This window comes from Sphingobacterium sp. UGAL515B_05 (assembly GCF_033097525.1).
Taxonomy (GTDB): domain Bacteria; phylum Bacteroidota; class Bacteroidia; order Sphingobacteriales; family Sphingobacteriaceae; genus Sphingobacterium.
Genome location: NZ_CP109907.1, coordinates 3,513,898 through 3,528,588 on the forward strand (window position 1 = coordinate 3,513,898; position 14,691 = coordinate 3,528,588).

Below are 14,691 nucleotides of genomic sequence, written 5' to 3' on the forward strand. Positions count from 1 at the left end.
AATGAACCAATAAGTATCCATGCGTATAATTAAAATATATGTATTGGTATTTTTAAGAATTGAGTCATTCTTCAATAGAATTGGGTCATTCTTCAATGACTATTGCCATAGGACGATTGCTAGCAAACTGCTAAGGGCTTATTTTACAGTTTTTTGTACGATAACAGAGATTTTGTAGTTACCCCGTAGCGTTTGTGTCCCTTGTTCCTTGTTCGGATAAGGGGCGATATCTTGTAATGAAATGATATATCCGTTGGTATTGGCAGTTCTTTGATAGCCTCTATCCTGTAAATCTATTGTAGCGAGCTTTATAATCGTGGGTTCGGTTGCTTTTTCTGCGATCTCAATTTCTGCTACCGCAACTCCAGACCAAATACAGTTGACGCCTTCAGGGCAACGGCTATCTTCTGAAATACCTTTAAATTTGATCTTGATCGGATATTCTCGCAATGATATACTTTGTCCCTCAGCTAAGGATACACTTTCTGTCTCTTTTCTATTTGCAATACTTTCCTTTTGAGTTGCACAACTTGCCAGTGAGCAAATTCCCAGTCCAATAATAATCGTTTTATAATTCATTATCTTTGCCGAAATAAAACTAGTGTATATGTTATCCAGTTATTACTACCAAAATTAAGCCATATTTAAGAGGTCCCGCTCGTAATAATCGCCGTTTATGCCACTGTTTGTAACTCTTATTGGTGCTAAAATCCTATTTGAATCATTGCTGTGGCTTTTGAGCGATTATTGCTGTGATCCATTTTCATGATGATATGATTTTTCAGGTTCGTCACAGCTCGTAAAGAATAAGCTGGTCTCAGCTAGTTTTGATTTATCGAATCTTTCATCTTGAAGAAAGGACAGACCCTGCCGGATGTACTTATTTAAATACCGATCGTCTTGCTCAGGATTTCCCGCAAAAAATGCTTCATTGTCTGATGCAAACTTGCTGATATATCTTTTGGTGACAGGATCTAAAATGTACTGTTCGAGGTCAGGGTAAAATATTGTGTAATGTGCATTGCTAAATATTTCTGTGGGGTCGGTATAGTTTGACTGATCATAATCCTTCTTCATGGCTAATATTTCGTTCCAATGCTCTTGATTTGAACCGTCTTGATTTTCTCTTAAAAAACCTTTTTCTCCACCATAATTGGAAAGCCTGATCGCTAATTTATTACCTTCAGCTAAATATAGATAAGCACTAAAATTTTGACGCGCACGTTGGGGTTTGTTATAAGCAGCTATAAAATCATTGAATTTTCCTGCATTGGTATACTGAAAGACTTGATAAGTGCTATCATCTTCCATATACTGACTTTGTACAATAAACTTAAGCGATTGAACCGGTTTGGATTCCTGATAAACAAAAGGGGGGCTGAAACAGTTTGCCTTGTCATTGAAAACCCGATGTGTGCTGTCATTATCAAATTGTACATAAGTTTTCCCGCCTTCAAAACCTGCCAAATTGAAACGAGTACTGTCTTTGAAGTTAGCATTGTGACGCCCATACAGTTGAAATAAAGGGGCTTCATCCGGATAGAAAAGCAGGTAATCTTTTTCAAAAATATAGGACCCGAAAACAGATGTAGCATAACCATATAACAGAAATTTGCCATCTTCAAAAAGACAAATTCCGCTATTATCACCATACTGTCCACTGATTGTCTTTGCCTTATCTTTTCCGTTTGGAAAATAGTGCGTGACTTGCTGTGCTTTACCATTTGTTACCATAAGGATAAGACTAATTAAGCCTAGAATTTTTTTAATAAATGATCTGCTTTTACTGTCTTTTCGCATCTCTTTTGTTGTTTATCAAATTTAAACCATTGCAACATTGGTTCAATGGTGGTATTTACAATCCGTGCAGGCATTTTACGATTCGCCGAAACCTGCAAGGGGGCAAACTAACACATATCCTTTCGCTTGGTAAATTAGTGGTTTTATCCGTCGTATTTTCAACTTACATTAACATTTTTTTCCACCTATTAGAACAAAATATACCCCACTTAGACCGCTGGTTCGAATATCTTTGATTCTCGTCTGATGAACACTTCGCCTGCTTTGAATGTTCATGGAAATTTATGAAGATTTAATAGCCAATTAAGATAAATAAATGTCAACACTAACCCGTATAAATGCATATATGCAGGTCAAAAAACATATTCGAATGAATATAATTGCTGATCTTGATATGAGTATTTTTTATTTTAAGAAAAGACCTTTCATCGTGATGGATTTGTCAAATGAAAAGATATATTTCAACGATAGTGGATTAGAGTGGTTACGCTCAGAAAAACAGATGGAACAGCCTGTTCAATGGACCCGAAGTAAATATCTTCCCTCCAAAAATTGGGTGGGACTCGCTGTAAATAACGAAAGAAATGATTTTATTATCCAATTAATTGATGAATTTTATCTAGCAACATGTGATATGTTATTGATTGCTGATAAAAGAAATGCTGGCTAAGGTATTAGGTATTTTAACCTGTTTTATAGGTACTTTAACTTATTTTATTTTAGTTGCTTTTTTTTCTGATTTTTAATCTCCATCTTTAGATCATTATAAACGTGAAATTTGAGTCCATTACACAACCTTTCTGAAGAAACATTGATTCTTTTGTTGAAAAAGAAGAATCAGCAGGCTTTTAGTTATCTTTACGATCACTATGCCAATGCGCTCTTTGGGGTGGTTTCTCGTATAGTGGCTTCAACTGAGCATGCGGAAGAAGTCATACAAGACGTATTTGTCAAAATTTGGCGACACATCGATGTTTTCGATGCCGAAAAAGGCCGTCTTTATACCTGGATGATCAACATTGCCCGTAATACAGCCCTCGATCATCGAAAATCAAAAGCGATCGTAAACGAACAGAAAAACCAACCGCTTTCAAATATCGTAAATAGGGAGGAAGAACAAGATCAAAGTCAGGACGAACTACATACGAAAGCAGATTTTATTGGATTCAGAAATATTTTAGATAAATTGAAGCCTGAATGGCGTATCTTGATTGAGATGGCCTACTATGAAGGATATACACAACAAGAAATAGCTGAACAACTTGATGTCCCGCTCGGAACGGTAAAAACTCGTACCAGAGCGGCATTTATACAGTTACAACAATTATTAAGGAGTATCGTTAATTTTGGATATTAGAGCATACATATCGTCGGGGATTATTGAATCGTACGTTTTGGGGCTGGCTTCTGAAGAAGAAGTGAGCATCTTGAATTGTATTCGAAAAAATAATGTCGAAGTGGAACAGGCCATCATCGAAGCGGAAACTGCACTCGAAGAGTTGGCTGATAGCCAAGCGATGGAGATGCCTATGCAGTTCAAACAAGAGATATGGAATAAACTTATAGCGGAAAATCTTGTGCCAAGCGAAGATCAGGAAGTCAACGAAGTCCTCGCGCCCGCTTCGACAGGTGATAGCGAAGTAATTGCTATCGGTGCCGACAAGAAAACGCTCGGTGCTCGGTCTTATACGTGGACGGTTGCAGCGAGTCTATTGTTAGCTGTTAGTATTGGTGCTAATATTTTCTTATATCAACGCAAACAGGATACAGTAAATAAGTTAAATCAGACGACGTCCTTACTTGATGCTGAACAAGAAAAAGTAGCGACATTACAGAACAAATGGGCACTCGTTCAAAACCCAGCGATCAAAACGATCCCTCTTAAGGGCGTAGAAAGTAAACCCGATTACCGTGCCTTGGTATTTTGGGATCAGGCATCAAAGGCAGTTTATCTAAGCATTGAGCACATGCCAGTTGCACCTAAAGGAAAGCAATATCAGCTGTGGGCAATGGTTGACGGTAAACCTGTTAATGCAGGTGTTTTTCCATTGGACTCAAAAGGAGACACAGCAAGTAAGATGCTTGATATTCCCAAAGCACAGGCTTTTGCCATTACGCTGGAAGATGAAGGCGGGAAAGATGCTCCAACGCTCAGCGCATTATGTGTAATGGGGAGTATATAATATATAAAAAAATGCCCTGATGGGATAAACCGATCAGGACACGCTAAAACAGGTAAACTACGTCTTTTGTTAGGATTTTATAAATAAACCTGCAATATTAAGTACAGCTTCTGCAGTTAGAGGTTCGTCGAATGACTGAGTGGCTGCATTGGTCGAAATTTTCCCCGAGGCGCTTGACAAAGTCGTAATATCCACTCCCGCTTGTGTCACATTATTTTCGCCTGCATAAACCGGATCGACAACTGCTCCTATACCACTGTCATTGTTTCCGGTAATCCAAGGTTTTTGATTGGCGGCTCCACCTCCGCGGGCACGGCGCATTTGACGGATATGGGAGGCATGTCTTGCCTCAACCGAATGGATCTGCAGTGCGGCGGTCAGTACAACGCGATTGCCAAGTAAAATTCCCGCCTGGCCTTTATAAGCTCTTACACCAGTATCTTCAAATGCTTGTGCGACAGCTAAAAATGTATCATAGTCACTGAAAACATTGCCAAAAGTGCCACCAGCAGTAAAATCAAAGGTTGGTTTTGAAACAGCTTTACTGCCCAATACCTGTTTCAGAAAATTCACATGTGCAACTTCATGGTCACGAATGGTGGTTATCGCACCTAGTGGTTTACCTGTGGGGATAAGACCTGCCTTGGCAACACCCATTGTGTAATATTCTGCTTCGAGATATTCCAATGTCAAGGCATAGTTGAGTACACCATTTACATCTGTGGGCGCAGTGGCACCGTAGGCTTTTTTAAAGAGTTCACCTATCATAAAGGGCAGGGCAGCCAAGGTTACTTTTTTACTCATGGAAGCCAAACTTTTGATTGCTTCACGGCGAGGGCTGATGCGATCGCTGAATTCAGGATCTACAGCATTTATTTGTTCAAAAACGTTTAAGAGATTCATGATAATCAGATTTTGGATGAATTAATAGGTTGGTAGATCACTAACATCAATCTTGGACTTAATAAATGGTGCAGCGGCACTAAGCACCACGCTTGGACTCTTTGCGAGATCAAGACCATTTGAATCCACTACTTCTTGATTGGCAAAACTGCCGTTGTCGATCATATCTCTGACCCAAGCGGCATGTCGTGCTTCAACAGAAACAATCTTACCTGCCAATAGTAAATAATTGACATCTTTGATTAGCCAACCAGCACCATTGTAAGCCGAAACACCAAGGTCTTCAAATGTTTTTGCTGTTGCCAGTACTGTTTCACGGCTATTGAAATTGACGCCAGCTAGATTAAATTCGAGACTTGAAATGGCTTTGGCACCCAAGGCCACTTTGAAGAACTCACGGTGAGCGATTTCATGATCACGGATATCGGTAAAAAAAGTTTTTTCCATATCCGTCATACCGCTATAGGGATTATTGACTAACTGGATGTAGAATGCGGCTTCAAGTTGTTCAAGTGCATAGGCATAATTTAGGATAGCAATGTCGCCGCTGCCAAAATACATGCCCTTGCCGCCGTTATCCATACCATCGTCGTGGTCTTTTTTACAGCTCGACATACCGAGTATGGCTAATGTCGCTGCGCTGGCTCCTGCATATTTTAAAAAGTCTCTTCGTCTGAGATCTCTTTTGTCCATGTCACTATTGGAGTTCAATAGTGTTTCGTTGTGGGAGGTTATCTTTTCCATAACAAAAGTCTTTTAGTTTATAATTTTTTCTCTGTACTTATACCCATTTACGACTTTTTGGAAAGCTTGGATTTCACAAGTTCAATTTTTTTTAAATATTTTTTTCGCATTGAAAAACTGATATAATCTTCTCCTTTATGGGCGCCAAAGACAGAACAGTCCTAAAAGATTTTGATGATTTCTATTTTCAATCGACACAGGTATATATTATTCGTTACATTTATTGCATGTTCGTTTCAGGTCGCGTGTTATTAGGAAAGGATAACAGTTGGCTTTGGATAATTTTAAGCGCAAATGGTAGGTGGGAGTGAAGTACTTATTGTTGGTAGACTTTTAACCTAATAGTTTGTTTTTTTATTTAAAACTATTTTAACGTAGCGGTGTTCATGATTATATTTATCATGCTATTAGCGCTGGTTTTCGATGTTTTACCATAGAACCAGAAGAGTTAATACAAAATCTATTTTAGATGGGCGTGGGAATGATTCAAATCAATGTTTAAAAATAGTGTAAAATCATTTGTACGCTAGAGCAAGCTATACATGAGGACCAATAAGGAATTCGAAGATAACATTAATAACAATAGAAGCTTTTGAATGACTGCTAAATTATCCCCAAAGAATGAATCAGATCGGATTCGCATATTGCACGAATACGAAATTTTAAATACCGCAACCGAGGAAGAGTTTGACCGAATTACGAAAATCGCATCGCTTGTATGTGGTACACCTATTTCATTGATTTCTTTGGTGGATAAAGACAGGCAGTGGTTTAAGTCGCGCGTTGGTTTGGAGACTGAAGAAACCAGACGGGATGTATCTTTCTGCCAGTATACCCTGGAAGAAGATCAACTGATGGAAGTTGAAGATGCTGAAAAAGACGAACGTTTTAAATCCAATGAGCTTGTTACCCGAGAACCAAATATCCGTTATTATGCTGGTTTACCATTAATCGATCCCAATGGCTATGCCTTAGGTGCGCTATGTGTTATCGATCGTGTTCCAAGGCAACTCGACCAGCATCAGAAAGAAATTCTAACTCTTCTCCGGGATGAAGTTGTTGCGCTTATTGTCAACAGAAAGGAGAAAGAAAAATACAGGGAAAGTGAACAAAAGCTGAAAGCATTTTTCGATAATTCTCAAGGGCTTATGTGTACCCACGATCTGAAAGGAAATTTCATCACCGTCAATGATGCTGGAGCCAGGATCTTAGGCTATACGAGAGATGAGATTCAGGTATTATCACTTTTTGATATTGTTCCATCGGAGGGGCACAAAAATTTACAAAACTACCTGGATGCGATTGTTCGGCATGGAACAATCAAAGGAGAAATGCGTACCATGACTCGTTCGGGTGACATGCGTATCTGGATGTTTAACAATATTCTCCAGGCCAGTGAAAAAAAAATACCTTATGTGATTGGTAATGCAGTCGATATTACAGAAGAACATTTTCTAGAAAAGAAACTTAAGCATGCACAGGCCACATTGATACGGACCGGCAGGGTAGCTAGAATTGGCGGCTGGGAATATACACCTGCTGATGGGAAGATAGTATGGTCCGAAATTACGAGAGAGATTCATGAAGCACCTGAAGACTATGAACCAGATCTGACAACTGCATTACAGTTCTATAAAGAGGGGGCAAGTAGAAAAAAAATACAGACTGCAATTGAACACGCACTCGCTACGGGAGAAGCTTGGGATTTGGAACTTGAGATTGTCACCTTCGCTGGTCATGAACTATGGATACGTGCCTTGGGAAATGCCGATTTTGAAAATGGTCATTGTGTCCGTTTATATGGTACTTTTCAGGATATTGATAAGCGTAAACGTATTGAAGCAGAGTCTTCCAATTCAAAAAAATTACTTGCAGAAGTGTTGGAAGCAACCTCTGCTGTCGGTATTATTGCGACCGACAATGCTGGTGTAATTACATTGTTTAACACAGGGGCCGAAAACCTCTTGGGATATCGTAGTGAAGAAGTGATTGGTAAATTTGGTCTTGCACACTTTCATCTAGAAGAGGAACTTGTTTTGAGGGCGAAAGAACTGGAGGTCGAATTGGGACATTCAGTAGATAAACTTCGGCTCTTTGTAGATATGGCAGAGCTGCACGGTGCTGAGCAGCGCGAGTGGACCTATTGTCGAAAAGATGGATCTCAATTATATGTTTCCTTAGCAGTTACTCATATTAGGGATATTAACGACAACGTCATCGGTTATCTTGCGATTGCGACAGATATTAGTCGGATTATTCATCAACGCGAGGAGCTGGAAAAGGCAAAATTAGTAGCCGAGCAGGCAAATGCAGCAAAATCACAATTTTTGGCAAATATGAGCCACGAACTTCGTACACCGCTGAATGGAATTGTTGGCTTTACCGATCTATTGCTTGGAACAGCATTGGAGGATACGCAACGGGAATACCTTACGATCGTTGATCAATCCGCTAATTTATTGCTTGGGATCATAAACGACATTCTAGACTTCTCTAAAATTGAAGCCGGAAAGTTAGAACTGGAAATTGAACAGACCGATCTCCACGACCTAGTTATTCAGTTGACGAACTTTCTTAATCTGCAGATCAAAACCAAAAATCTGGCGTTTTATCTGAATATCGCGGCCGATGTACCGCATTACATCTGGGTTGACGCTCTTCGCATCAAGCAAGTATTGATGAATTTATTAAGTAATGCCACAAAATTTACCGAGAAAGGAACCATTGAACTAAGCATTACAGTAGAATCACATGATGCTGACCAGGCTGTTCTGTGCTTTAGTGTCAAAGATACAGGCATAGGCATCAAAGCGGATAAATTGGAGCGGATATTTGATGCGTTTACGCAAGAAGATAACTCGATGACTAAACGTTATGGCGGAACTGGATTAGGATTGACTATATCCAATAAACTGCTTAAAATGATGGATAGTGAATTGAAATTGGAAAGCACTTTAGGTGTTGGCAGCCGTTTCTTTTTCAATATTCAGGTGCGTTCTATCTGGGAAATAAAAGAGTGGGAGGAATTGAAAAAAATAAAGAATGTACTCGTTGTTGCAGAAGAAGAATCTGAACGAAATGTTTTGGCTCGGATGCTATCTTTAAAGAATATTGATAGCGTACAGGCAAAAACTGGATTTGAAGTATTACAGATGTTAAAAGGGGGGCGCTGTTTTGACGCTATCTTGATCGACAATCAATTGCCTATTATCAGTGGTATCGAAACAATAAAGAATATTCGCGAAAAAAAATTTAATAACAATTTTGAGCAGAACATCATTCCCATTTTTAGTGCTGAAGAGCAAGACATAGAACCGCTTTGTCATTCTCTGGCTATAAGTTATTGGTTAATCAAACCTGTTAAACCTGAGGACCTGTACACTGCCTTGATAAAGGTGATTACTTCTTAGTTTGAGTTAATCCATTGGTTTATGGATCGATATTTCCGAATTTATTGTCCTAGTCTAAAGTTATCCCTATATAAACCTGCAATATTATTTCTAGATAGCGCAATGTTTCAATCATTGTGAATTCAAGAAGGCATGTAAACATTATCGCAAGTTTCGGATTTTATAAGATGATCTTTCAGTATAGCTTTGTGTTAAATAATGAAAAAACACGATGCAAATTTTTAAAGACAAAGTCATTTTGGTTACAGGAGCCAATAGAGGGATAGGCAAATCACTGGTAACTGCATTGCTCAACAACGGAGCAGGGAAGATATATGCAAGCTGTAGGGATTTAAAAAAGATGCCAGTATTTGCTGATGATCGGATAGTACCTTTACAGCTAGACATCACAGATATTAAACAAGTAGCAAGGATTGCAGTCGCTGCATCAGATACTGAAATTCTAATCAATAACGCAGGAACCTTAAGCCCAGGGAATATTTTACAAGGAGAGCCATCAGGGATGGAAAAAGATCTGGAGGTAAATTATTTTGGAACAATAAAGATGATGCGTGCATTTGCGCCAATTCTTATACAGAATAGACCATCTATGATGATCAACATTGTTTCGATAGCAGCCTATTCTCCTTTACCTTCGATTGCTGGGTATGCCGCCTCCAAAGCAGCTCTTTATTCCGCTACGCAATCTGTTCGGATCGAACTGGCTAAAAATGATGTAAAGGTTTTCGCTGTGAACCCCGGAGCGATTGCTACCGATATGAATAAGGGAAGTGACTGGGATATGCCAGATCCAGACAGTATAGCTATTAAGATTTTAGAAAGTGTAGCTGACGGAAAACTTGATATCGTCCCGGATGAAATGGGACAAGGTATGTATGCCGCATGGCGAGAAGAACCTGCGAATCTGTCAAAAATATTTGCTGATCTCTATCATGCAGAAAAATAAAGGTCTATGTATTATTCGGCGTTCTCTATGGTGATAAGAAACGCCGAACATTTTGCTTAAGTTCAAAAAAAAATCACTATTTACCATAGATATTTAACGATCTTCGCTTGCTCTGTAGAAATAGTAACGCTAGAAAATTGTCAAAAAATTAAAATATAAAATGGCGCGTCAAAAGAATCCTGGAGTATATGATTGTCGATATTGATTACTATTCCTTAGATTTTAGGTAGGGGATACGATATTGTTCATCAAATCTTCTCTTGTCATCCCGATAACTACTGACTGCACCGAGTTTATGCATCATTTTGATATAACACCAAGCGAGATCAATCTGATAAGGTTTAAAACCACTCCGCGCACTCTTAGGATATAAGTGATGGTTGTTGTGCCATTCACCGGCTACAATGCCGGGCCATAACTGATTTATTGATTTGTCTTTCTCATTGAAATCAATACCTTCACGTTGCTTGTCTTCACCTTTTGCATGGCCTTCATAGTTGAATGTCCGTACACCGATTGCCCAGAAACCGGCCGCACCAAAGAGTGTGCAGGCAAGTGCGTGGCCACCGATCAAATAGAAAATGGCATACCAAAAAGCCCAGTTTAGTATCCAGGATCCAATAGCATGAGAAGGATTTACGTACGACCCCCATTTTCGATATTGTGCATAACTATTGGCGGTTACACCTGTATGTCGCATCAGTAATTTGACACGGTTATATGAATTTTCAGTAAGGTCCTTGGCAATAGGCTGATGATTTACATCGGCTAAAAAACAGTATAGAAAACCAGCCTGTGCATTATAAGGATCACCGGGGGTGTCAGATTTTGCGTGATGAACATGATGTGAAATCACATATATTTCTTCTGGAATTACATTAATCGTTAGATTCTGTGTGAAAAAACGCCAGAATCCGTTCCGGAATTTAAATGCGCCGTGTGTTGCAAATCGATGGTGCCATATCGTACCATGGGTCCCCATAACAATCATACTGTAGATAAATGCTGCCAAGACAGTCCACCAACTGAAGTGGTACACCAAAAAGATGATAAAAAAGGGGATGAGGCAAGCTACTTTTAGCCAGCTAAAAAAGGGTAACCAATTTCGTTTATCTTTAAAAATATTGAGGCGTTTGAAGAATTCTTTGAAAATTTCTTTTTTGCTTGGCTTTACGAGGTTTCCATCGTTGTCTTTCCATCCGTAGGTAGGAACTTGCAGAACATGGTCTAAAAAGGGCATTTGTGGTTGATGTAAATTATAATATTTGCTAAAGCTACCATTTAACATCGTTAAAAAGTGTTAATACGAAAAGTTTAACATATCCTTAAGATGCATCAGGCTATTTGGAAATATACATTAAGGAAACCGACTCCCATACGCGGTAAGTTTAATCTCATATAGTCTTCGATATTCACTCATACAATCGACGCTTTTTCCTCGGAGCTTAGTCGCTATTTATTCGCTCCCAACCGAAGAAGCACCGAAGAAGTTCCGAACAAGTACCGAACAAGCACCGAGTAATCTCTGAAGATAATAGCTATTAATTAAGCAAGATTCTTTACAACACCTTCTCTTTAAGTGCTTGAGTGGAATAAAGTTTGCGAAATGTTGAAAGGTAATGGTTAAAAGGGATACCCACAATCGGGAAAAAATCAGGATGGCACTGTAGATAATTTGATAGGTTGTTGACTTACAGTGAGATCAGAGTAGCTTTAAATAAATATAATTGCTAAATTTAAGCATCTTTCACAAATACATACTGATATGCACCATCCATTAGAAAAACACTATGTCAACCGGGTTGGGTGGCTTCGCGCTGCTGTGTTAGGTGCCAACGATGGCTTGTTATCGACGACGAGTATTGTAATTGGAGTTGCAGCGGCAAGCCCTGAACGCAATACCATTGTCTTGGCAGCATTAGCGGGCATGATTGCGGGAGCAATGTCTATGGCAGCAGGAGAATATGTTTCCGTAAGCTCACAGGAAGATACCGAAAAGGCCGATCTCCTACGTGAGAAAAAGGAACTTGAAGAAATGCCTGAAATTGAGCTACAGGAGTTAGCCAAAGTTTATGAAAGAAGAGGCGTCAGTCAAGAAACCGCCTTACAGGTAGCACGTGAACTAACGGCACATGATGCATTGGGCGCCCATGCACATGATGAATTGGGTATAAATGAGATTACCCAAGCTAGACCCCTACAAGCTGCACTGGCATCTCTGGGCTCATTTGCGTTAGGAGCGCTACTTCCTTTTATAGTTTCATTACTTGCACCAATTAGGCAGATGGTCTATCTGCAGTATGGTTTTACGATTATTTTTTTAATGGTTCTTGGAGCGAACGCGGCTAAGACTGGTGGCTCGAGTATCGGAGTTGCAGTAGGCAGAATATGTTTCTGGGGAACAATAGCAATGGGGGTGACCGCGTTAATAGGACACTTCTTTGGTGTTACGGTTGCTTAAATTTTTGAAATAATACGCACTTCATAACTGAACCTATGAAAAGGAAAGCATTTTCAATAATTCAGGATATCGGGTTCATCCTATTTCTTGTCGTATTTCCACATGCTGTGCCATTACCTTTTTATTCCTATGCAGTCGTTTGTTTTCTAGCAATTTTTCTTGTTTTAAGAAGAAAAGGCAAGACATTGAGGGATTTGGGAATAGATATGAAAAACCTTTCTTCGCATGCTATTCTTTTAGGAATTCTCTCTGCATTAGCCTGGGTAATATTTATGCAGATAATATATATTCCAGTTATCAAACATTTATTTAATGTTCCCGATTATACGGAGTATAATTTTATCCGGAGCAGTATGGCAAGATTGATCATGACAATTGTTGCAGCTTGGATTATTGGTGGATTTTATGAAGAAGTTGTGTTTCGGGGCTATATCCAGAATATACTCGAAAAAAGATTGTTTAGAGGAATGGGACGTTGGTTGCCTATTTTGATAACCAGTATTCTTTTCGGTCTCTATCATCTGCAGCAAGATATATTTGCTGTTATAGCTGCTTGTTTGGGAGGATTGTACTGGGGTATTTTATTTAAAAAATGGAATAATAATCTTTGGGTTTCAATCATTTCACATACGCTATTCGATATGATTACCCTTATCCTAATCTATACTGGGAAATTTGGAAAACTTATATAGATTTTGTTGTTTTTTAGACTTGTTTCATATGCTTTGTAAGCTCAGACAAGAATCTGGCGATAGAAAAACAGCCGACTAAATATGGCAAAAGTATTACCCTTATTTATTGATAGTGGACGAATATTAAGGAGATCAAAGCGATAATTATATTATGTGGGAGATTCCTTTTGCTTTTAACTATTTTGGTGTATTAAATCAATTTTTTATAATTAGTATGAAAATCAATCTATCACAGCGTACACTCATTTTTTATGGTGTCTTGGCGCCCTTTATTATTTTCGGATCGCTCTATAATCTTTTGGGAATTATCTCAGGTACAAGTACGGTTATTTCTTTTGGGGCCTTTGCTCTTTTTGGATTTGTTCTTTTACCCGCCTTACTTGTTTCCACCTATCGGCAAAACCGTTGCACGCTATTCAGTGACCGGATAAGCATTGGAAAAAAAGAATATGTTTTCGATAGTTACGCAGTTTCTATTGTTGAAAAGTATCTACCGCTAAAGGAAAGGCCACTTTTTTCATTATTTAGAACACAATATGCTAATTTAATTATTCGGGAAAAATCAAGTGGACAAATCGTGCTCAACAAAGATTTAGCTATTTCCTTGCAAGCAATAAATAAAATGAAGGCGTTTTTATCGGTGTAGATCAATAACTAAAGTGCCGTCTTGCTGTTTTATGGAAGTTGATTGAGAAGAAATTCGAAAGTATACTGCGGAGTGTAACCAAGTAATTGCTTTGCTTTATCACTTCGGTAGACTCTATCTATCGATGTTGGAAAACTCCAGCCTTTCAGTCGGTATATTTCAATGGCATTTGGGATACGCTTAGCGATGATATGGGAAGGGTTAGATTTTAGTTCAATTAAATCCTCCATTTCAAAAGGCGAACCGCTAGAAATATTAAAAATCTGAAACGACGTGACGTTGGATTCGACGCCCAATCTAAGAGCCTCCGCTCCATCTCTTTCGTCCAATCCCCGATACAAACGATGATTTAGCATCAGGTTATCGGGCTCTGGAAGAAATCGGCCAACGCGATAGACGCTGGTCATTAGCTGTTCTTTTTCGAAAAAGTCTCTGCATAATTCTTCACAAGCCTGTTTTGTAATGTCATAAATATCACGGGGTTGGACTATAAGTTCCTCTGTAACCCACACCGCCTTTTCCGCATCAACAAGTGCATTGCCGTATATGGAGGTTGTAGAGGTAAAAAGAAAACGCTTTATTCCGTTCTTTACACAGGCATTTAACAGATTTAATGTGCCTGTTATATTGGTATCTATAAAACTTTGCCGGCTATAATTCAAATCCATATGTCTACCATGCAGCGCTGCAGCATGGATAATGGCTTCATAACCACTTGTGAATTCAGTAACTGACTCGGCTCGTTTTATATCTAATAATTGGTCAGTGGTATCGCTTTCCAATAAATCAACTCCCGTAACATCATGTCCAGCCCGACGTAGATTCTGAACTGTTACACTTCCCAATTTTCCCGAAGATCCTGTTACCAATATGCGCATGTATACAAAATAAAGGAAAATTTAAGAT

General features: G+C 38.9%; 14 protein-coding genes. 8 read left to right on the forward strand and 6 right to left on the reverse strand.

What is annotated here, in order from left to right; translation table 11 throughout:
* Positions 1-138: 138 nt before the first annotated feature.
* Positions 139-579 carry a hypothetical protein gene (locus OK025_RS14310; RefSeq protein ID WP_317664682.1) on the reverse strand — a complete coding sequence of 147 codons (441 nt, stop codon included), beginning with the start codon at positions 577-579 and terminating at the stop codon, positions 139-141.
* Positions 580-744: 165 nt separating this feature from the next.
* Positions 745-1,800: a preprotein translocase subunit SecD gene (locus OK025_RS14315; RefSeq protein WP_317664683.1), complete on the reverse strand. Its 1,056-nt coding sequence runs from the start codon at positions 1,798-1,800 to the stop codon at positions 745-747.
* Positions 1,801-2,170: 370 nt separating this feature from the next.
* Here OK025_RS14315 and OK025_RS14320 point away from each other — a divergent pair, with 370 nt between their 5' ends.
* From OK025_RS14320 to OK025_RS14330, 3 genes are all read left to right on the forward strand, one after another.
* Positions 2,171-2,470 carry a hypothetical protein gene (locus tag OK025_RS14320; RefSeq protein WP_317664685.1) on the forward strand — a complete coding sequence of 100 codons (300 nt, stop codon included), beginning with the start codon at positions 2,171-2,173 and terminating at the stop codon, positions 2,468-2,470.
* Between the two features lie 108 nt (positions 2,471-2,578).
* Positions 2,579-3,157, forward strand: coding sequence for an RNA polymerase sigma factor (locus OK025_RS14325; RefSeq protein WP_317664687.1), 579 nt, complete (start codon positions 2,579-2,581; stop codon positions 3,155-3,157).
* Positions 3,147-3,983, forward strand: coding sequence for an anti-sigma factor (locus OK025_RS14330; RefSeq protein WP_317664689.1), 837 nt, complete (start codon positions 3,147-3,149; stop codon positions 3,981-3,983). The genes OK025_RS14325 and OK025_RS14330 overlap by 11 nt, the downstream gene beginning before the upstream one ends.
* Positions 3,984-4,052: 69 nt before the next feature.
* On the opposite strand, the gene OK025_RS14335 is transcribed toward OK025_RS14330, so the two are convergent.
* Both OK025_RS14335 and OK025_RS14340 read right to left on the reverse strand, forming a co-directional pair.
* Positions 4,053-4,886 carry a ferritin-like domain-containing protein gene (locus OK025_RS14335; RefSeq protein WP_317664691.1) on the reverse strand — a complete coding sequence of 278 codons (834 nt, stop codon included), beginning with the start codon at positions 4,884-4,886 and terminating at the stop codon, positions 4,053-4,055.
* A gap of 21 nt (positions 4,887-4,907) precedes the next feature.
* Complete coding sequence (locus OK025_RS14340; protein ID WP_317664693.1) at positions 4,908-5,630, reverse strand: ferritin-like domain-containing protein; 723 nt, start codon at positions 5,628-5,630, stop codon at positions 4,908-4,910.
* Between the two features lie 596 nt (positions 5,631-6,226).
* On the opposite strand from OK025_RS14340, the gene OK025_RS14345 reads away from it, so the two are divergent.
* Both OK025_RS14345 and OK025_RS14350 read left to right on the forward strand, forming a co-directional pair.
* Positions 6,227-9,040 carry a PAS domain S-box protein gene (locus tag OK025_RS14345; RefSeq protein ID WP_317664695.1) on the forward strand — a complete coding sequence of 938 codons (2,814 nt, stop codon included), beginning with the start codon at positions 6,227-6,229 and terminating at the stop codon, positions 9,038-9,040.
* A gap of 211 nt (positions 9,041-9,251) precedes the next feature.
* Positions 9,252-9,986, forward strand: coding sequence for an SDR family NAD(P)-dependent oxidoreductase (locus tag OK025_RS14350; protein WP_317664697.1), 735 nt, complete (start codon positions 9,252-9,254; stop codon positions 9,984-9,986).
* Between the two features lie 208 nt (positions 9,987-10,194).
* On the opposite strand, the gene OK025_RS14355 is transcribed toward OK025_RS14350, so the two are convergent.
* Positions 10,195-11,274, reverse strand: coding sequence for a fatty acid desaturase (locus OK025_RS14355; protein WP_317664698.1), 1,080 nt, complete (start codon positions 11,272-11,274; stop codon positions 10,195-10,197).
* A gap of 477 nt (positions 11,275-11,751) precedes the next feature.
* Between OK025_RS14355 and OK025_RS14360 the strand changes: the two genes are divergently transcribed.
* From OK025_RS14360 to OK025_RS14370, 3 genes are all read left to right on the forward strand, one after another.
* Positions 11,752-12,447 carry a VIT family protein gene (locus tag OK025_RS14360; RefSeq protein WP_317664700.1) on the forward strand — a complete coding sequence of 232 codons (696 nt, stop codon included), beginning with the start codon at positions 11,752-11,754 and terminating at the stop codon, positions 12,445-12,447.
* 35 nt (positions 12,448-12,482) lie between these two features.
* A complete protein-coding gene (locus OK025_RS14365; RefSeq protein WP_317664702.1) occupies positions 12,483-13,139 on the forward strand; it encodes a type II CAAX endopeptidase family protein in 657 nt (218 codons plus the stop codon).
* 214 nt (positions 13,140-13,353) lie between these two features.
* On the forward strand, positions 13,354-13,785 hold the full coding sequence (locus OK025_RS14370; protein ID WP_201669400.1) for a hypothetical protein: 432 nt from the start codon (positions 13,354-13,356) through the stop codon (positions 13,783-13,785).
* A gap of 29 nt (positions 13,786-13,814) precedes the next feature.
* Here OK025_RS14370 and OK025_RS14375 read toward each other — a convergent pair whose 3' ends face one another.
* On the reverse strand, positions 13,815-14,663 hold the full coding sequence (locus OK025_RS14375) for an NAD(P)-dependent oxidoreductase (RefSeq protein ID WP_317664705.1): 849 nt from the start codon (positions 14,661-14,663) through the stop codon (positions 13,815-13,817).
* Between the last annotated feature and the right edge of the window lie 28 nt (positions 14,664-14,691).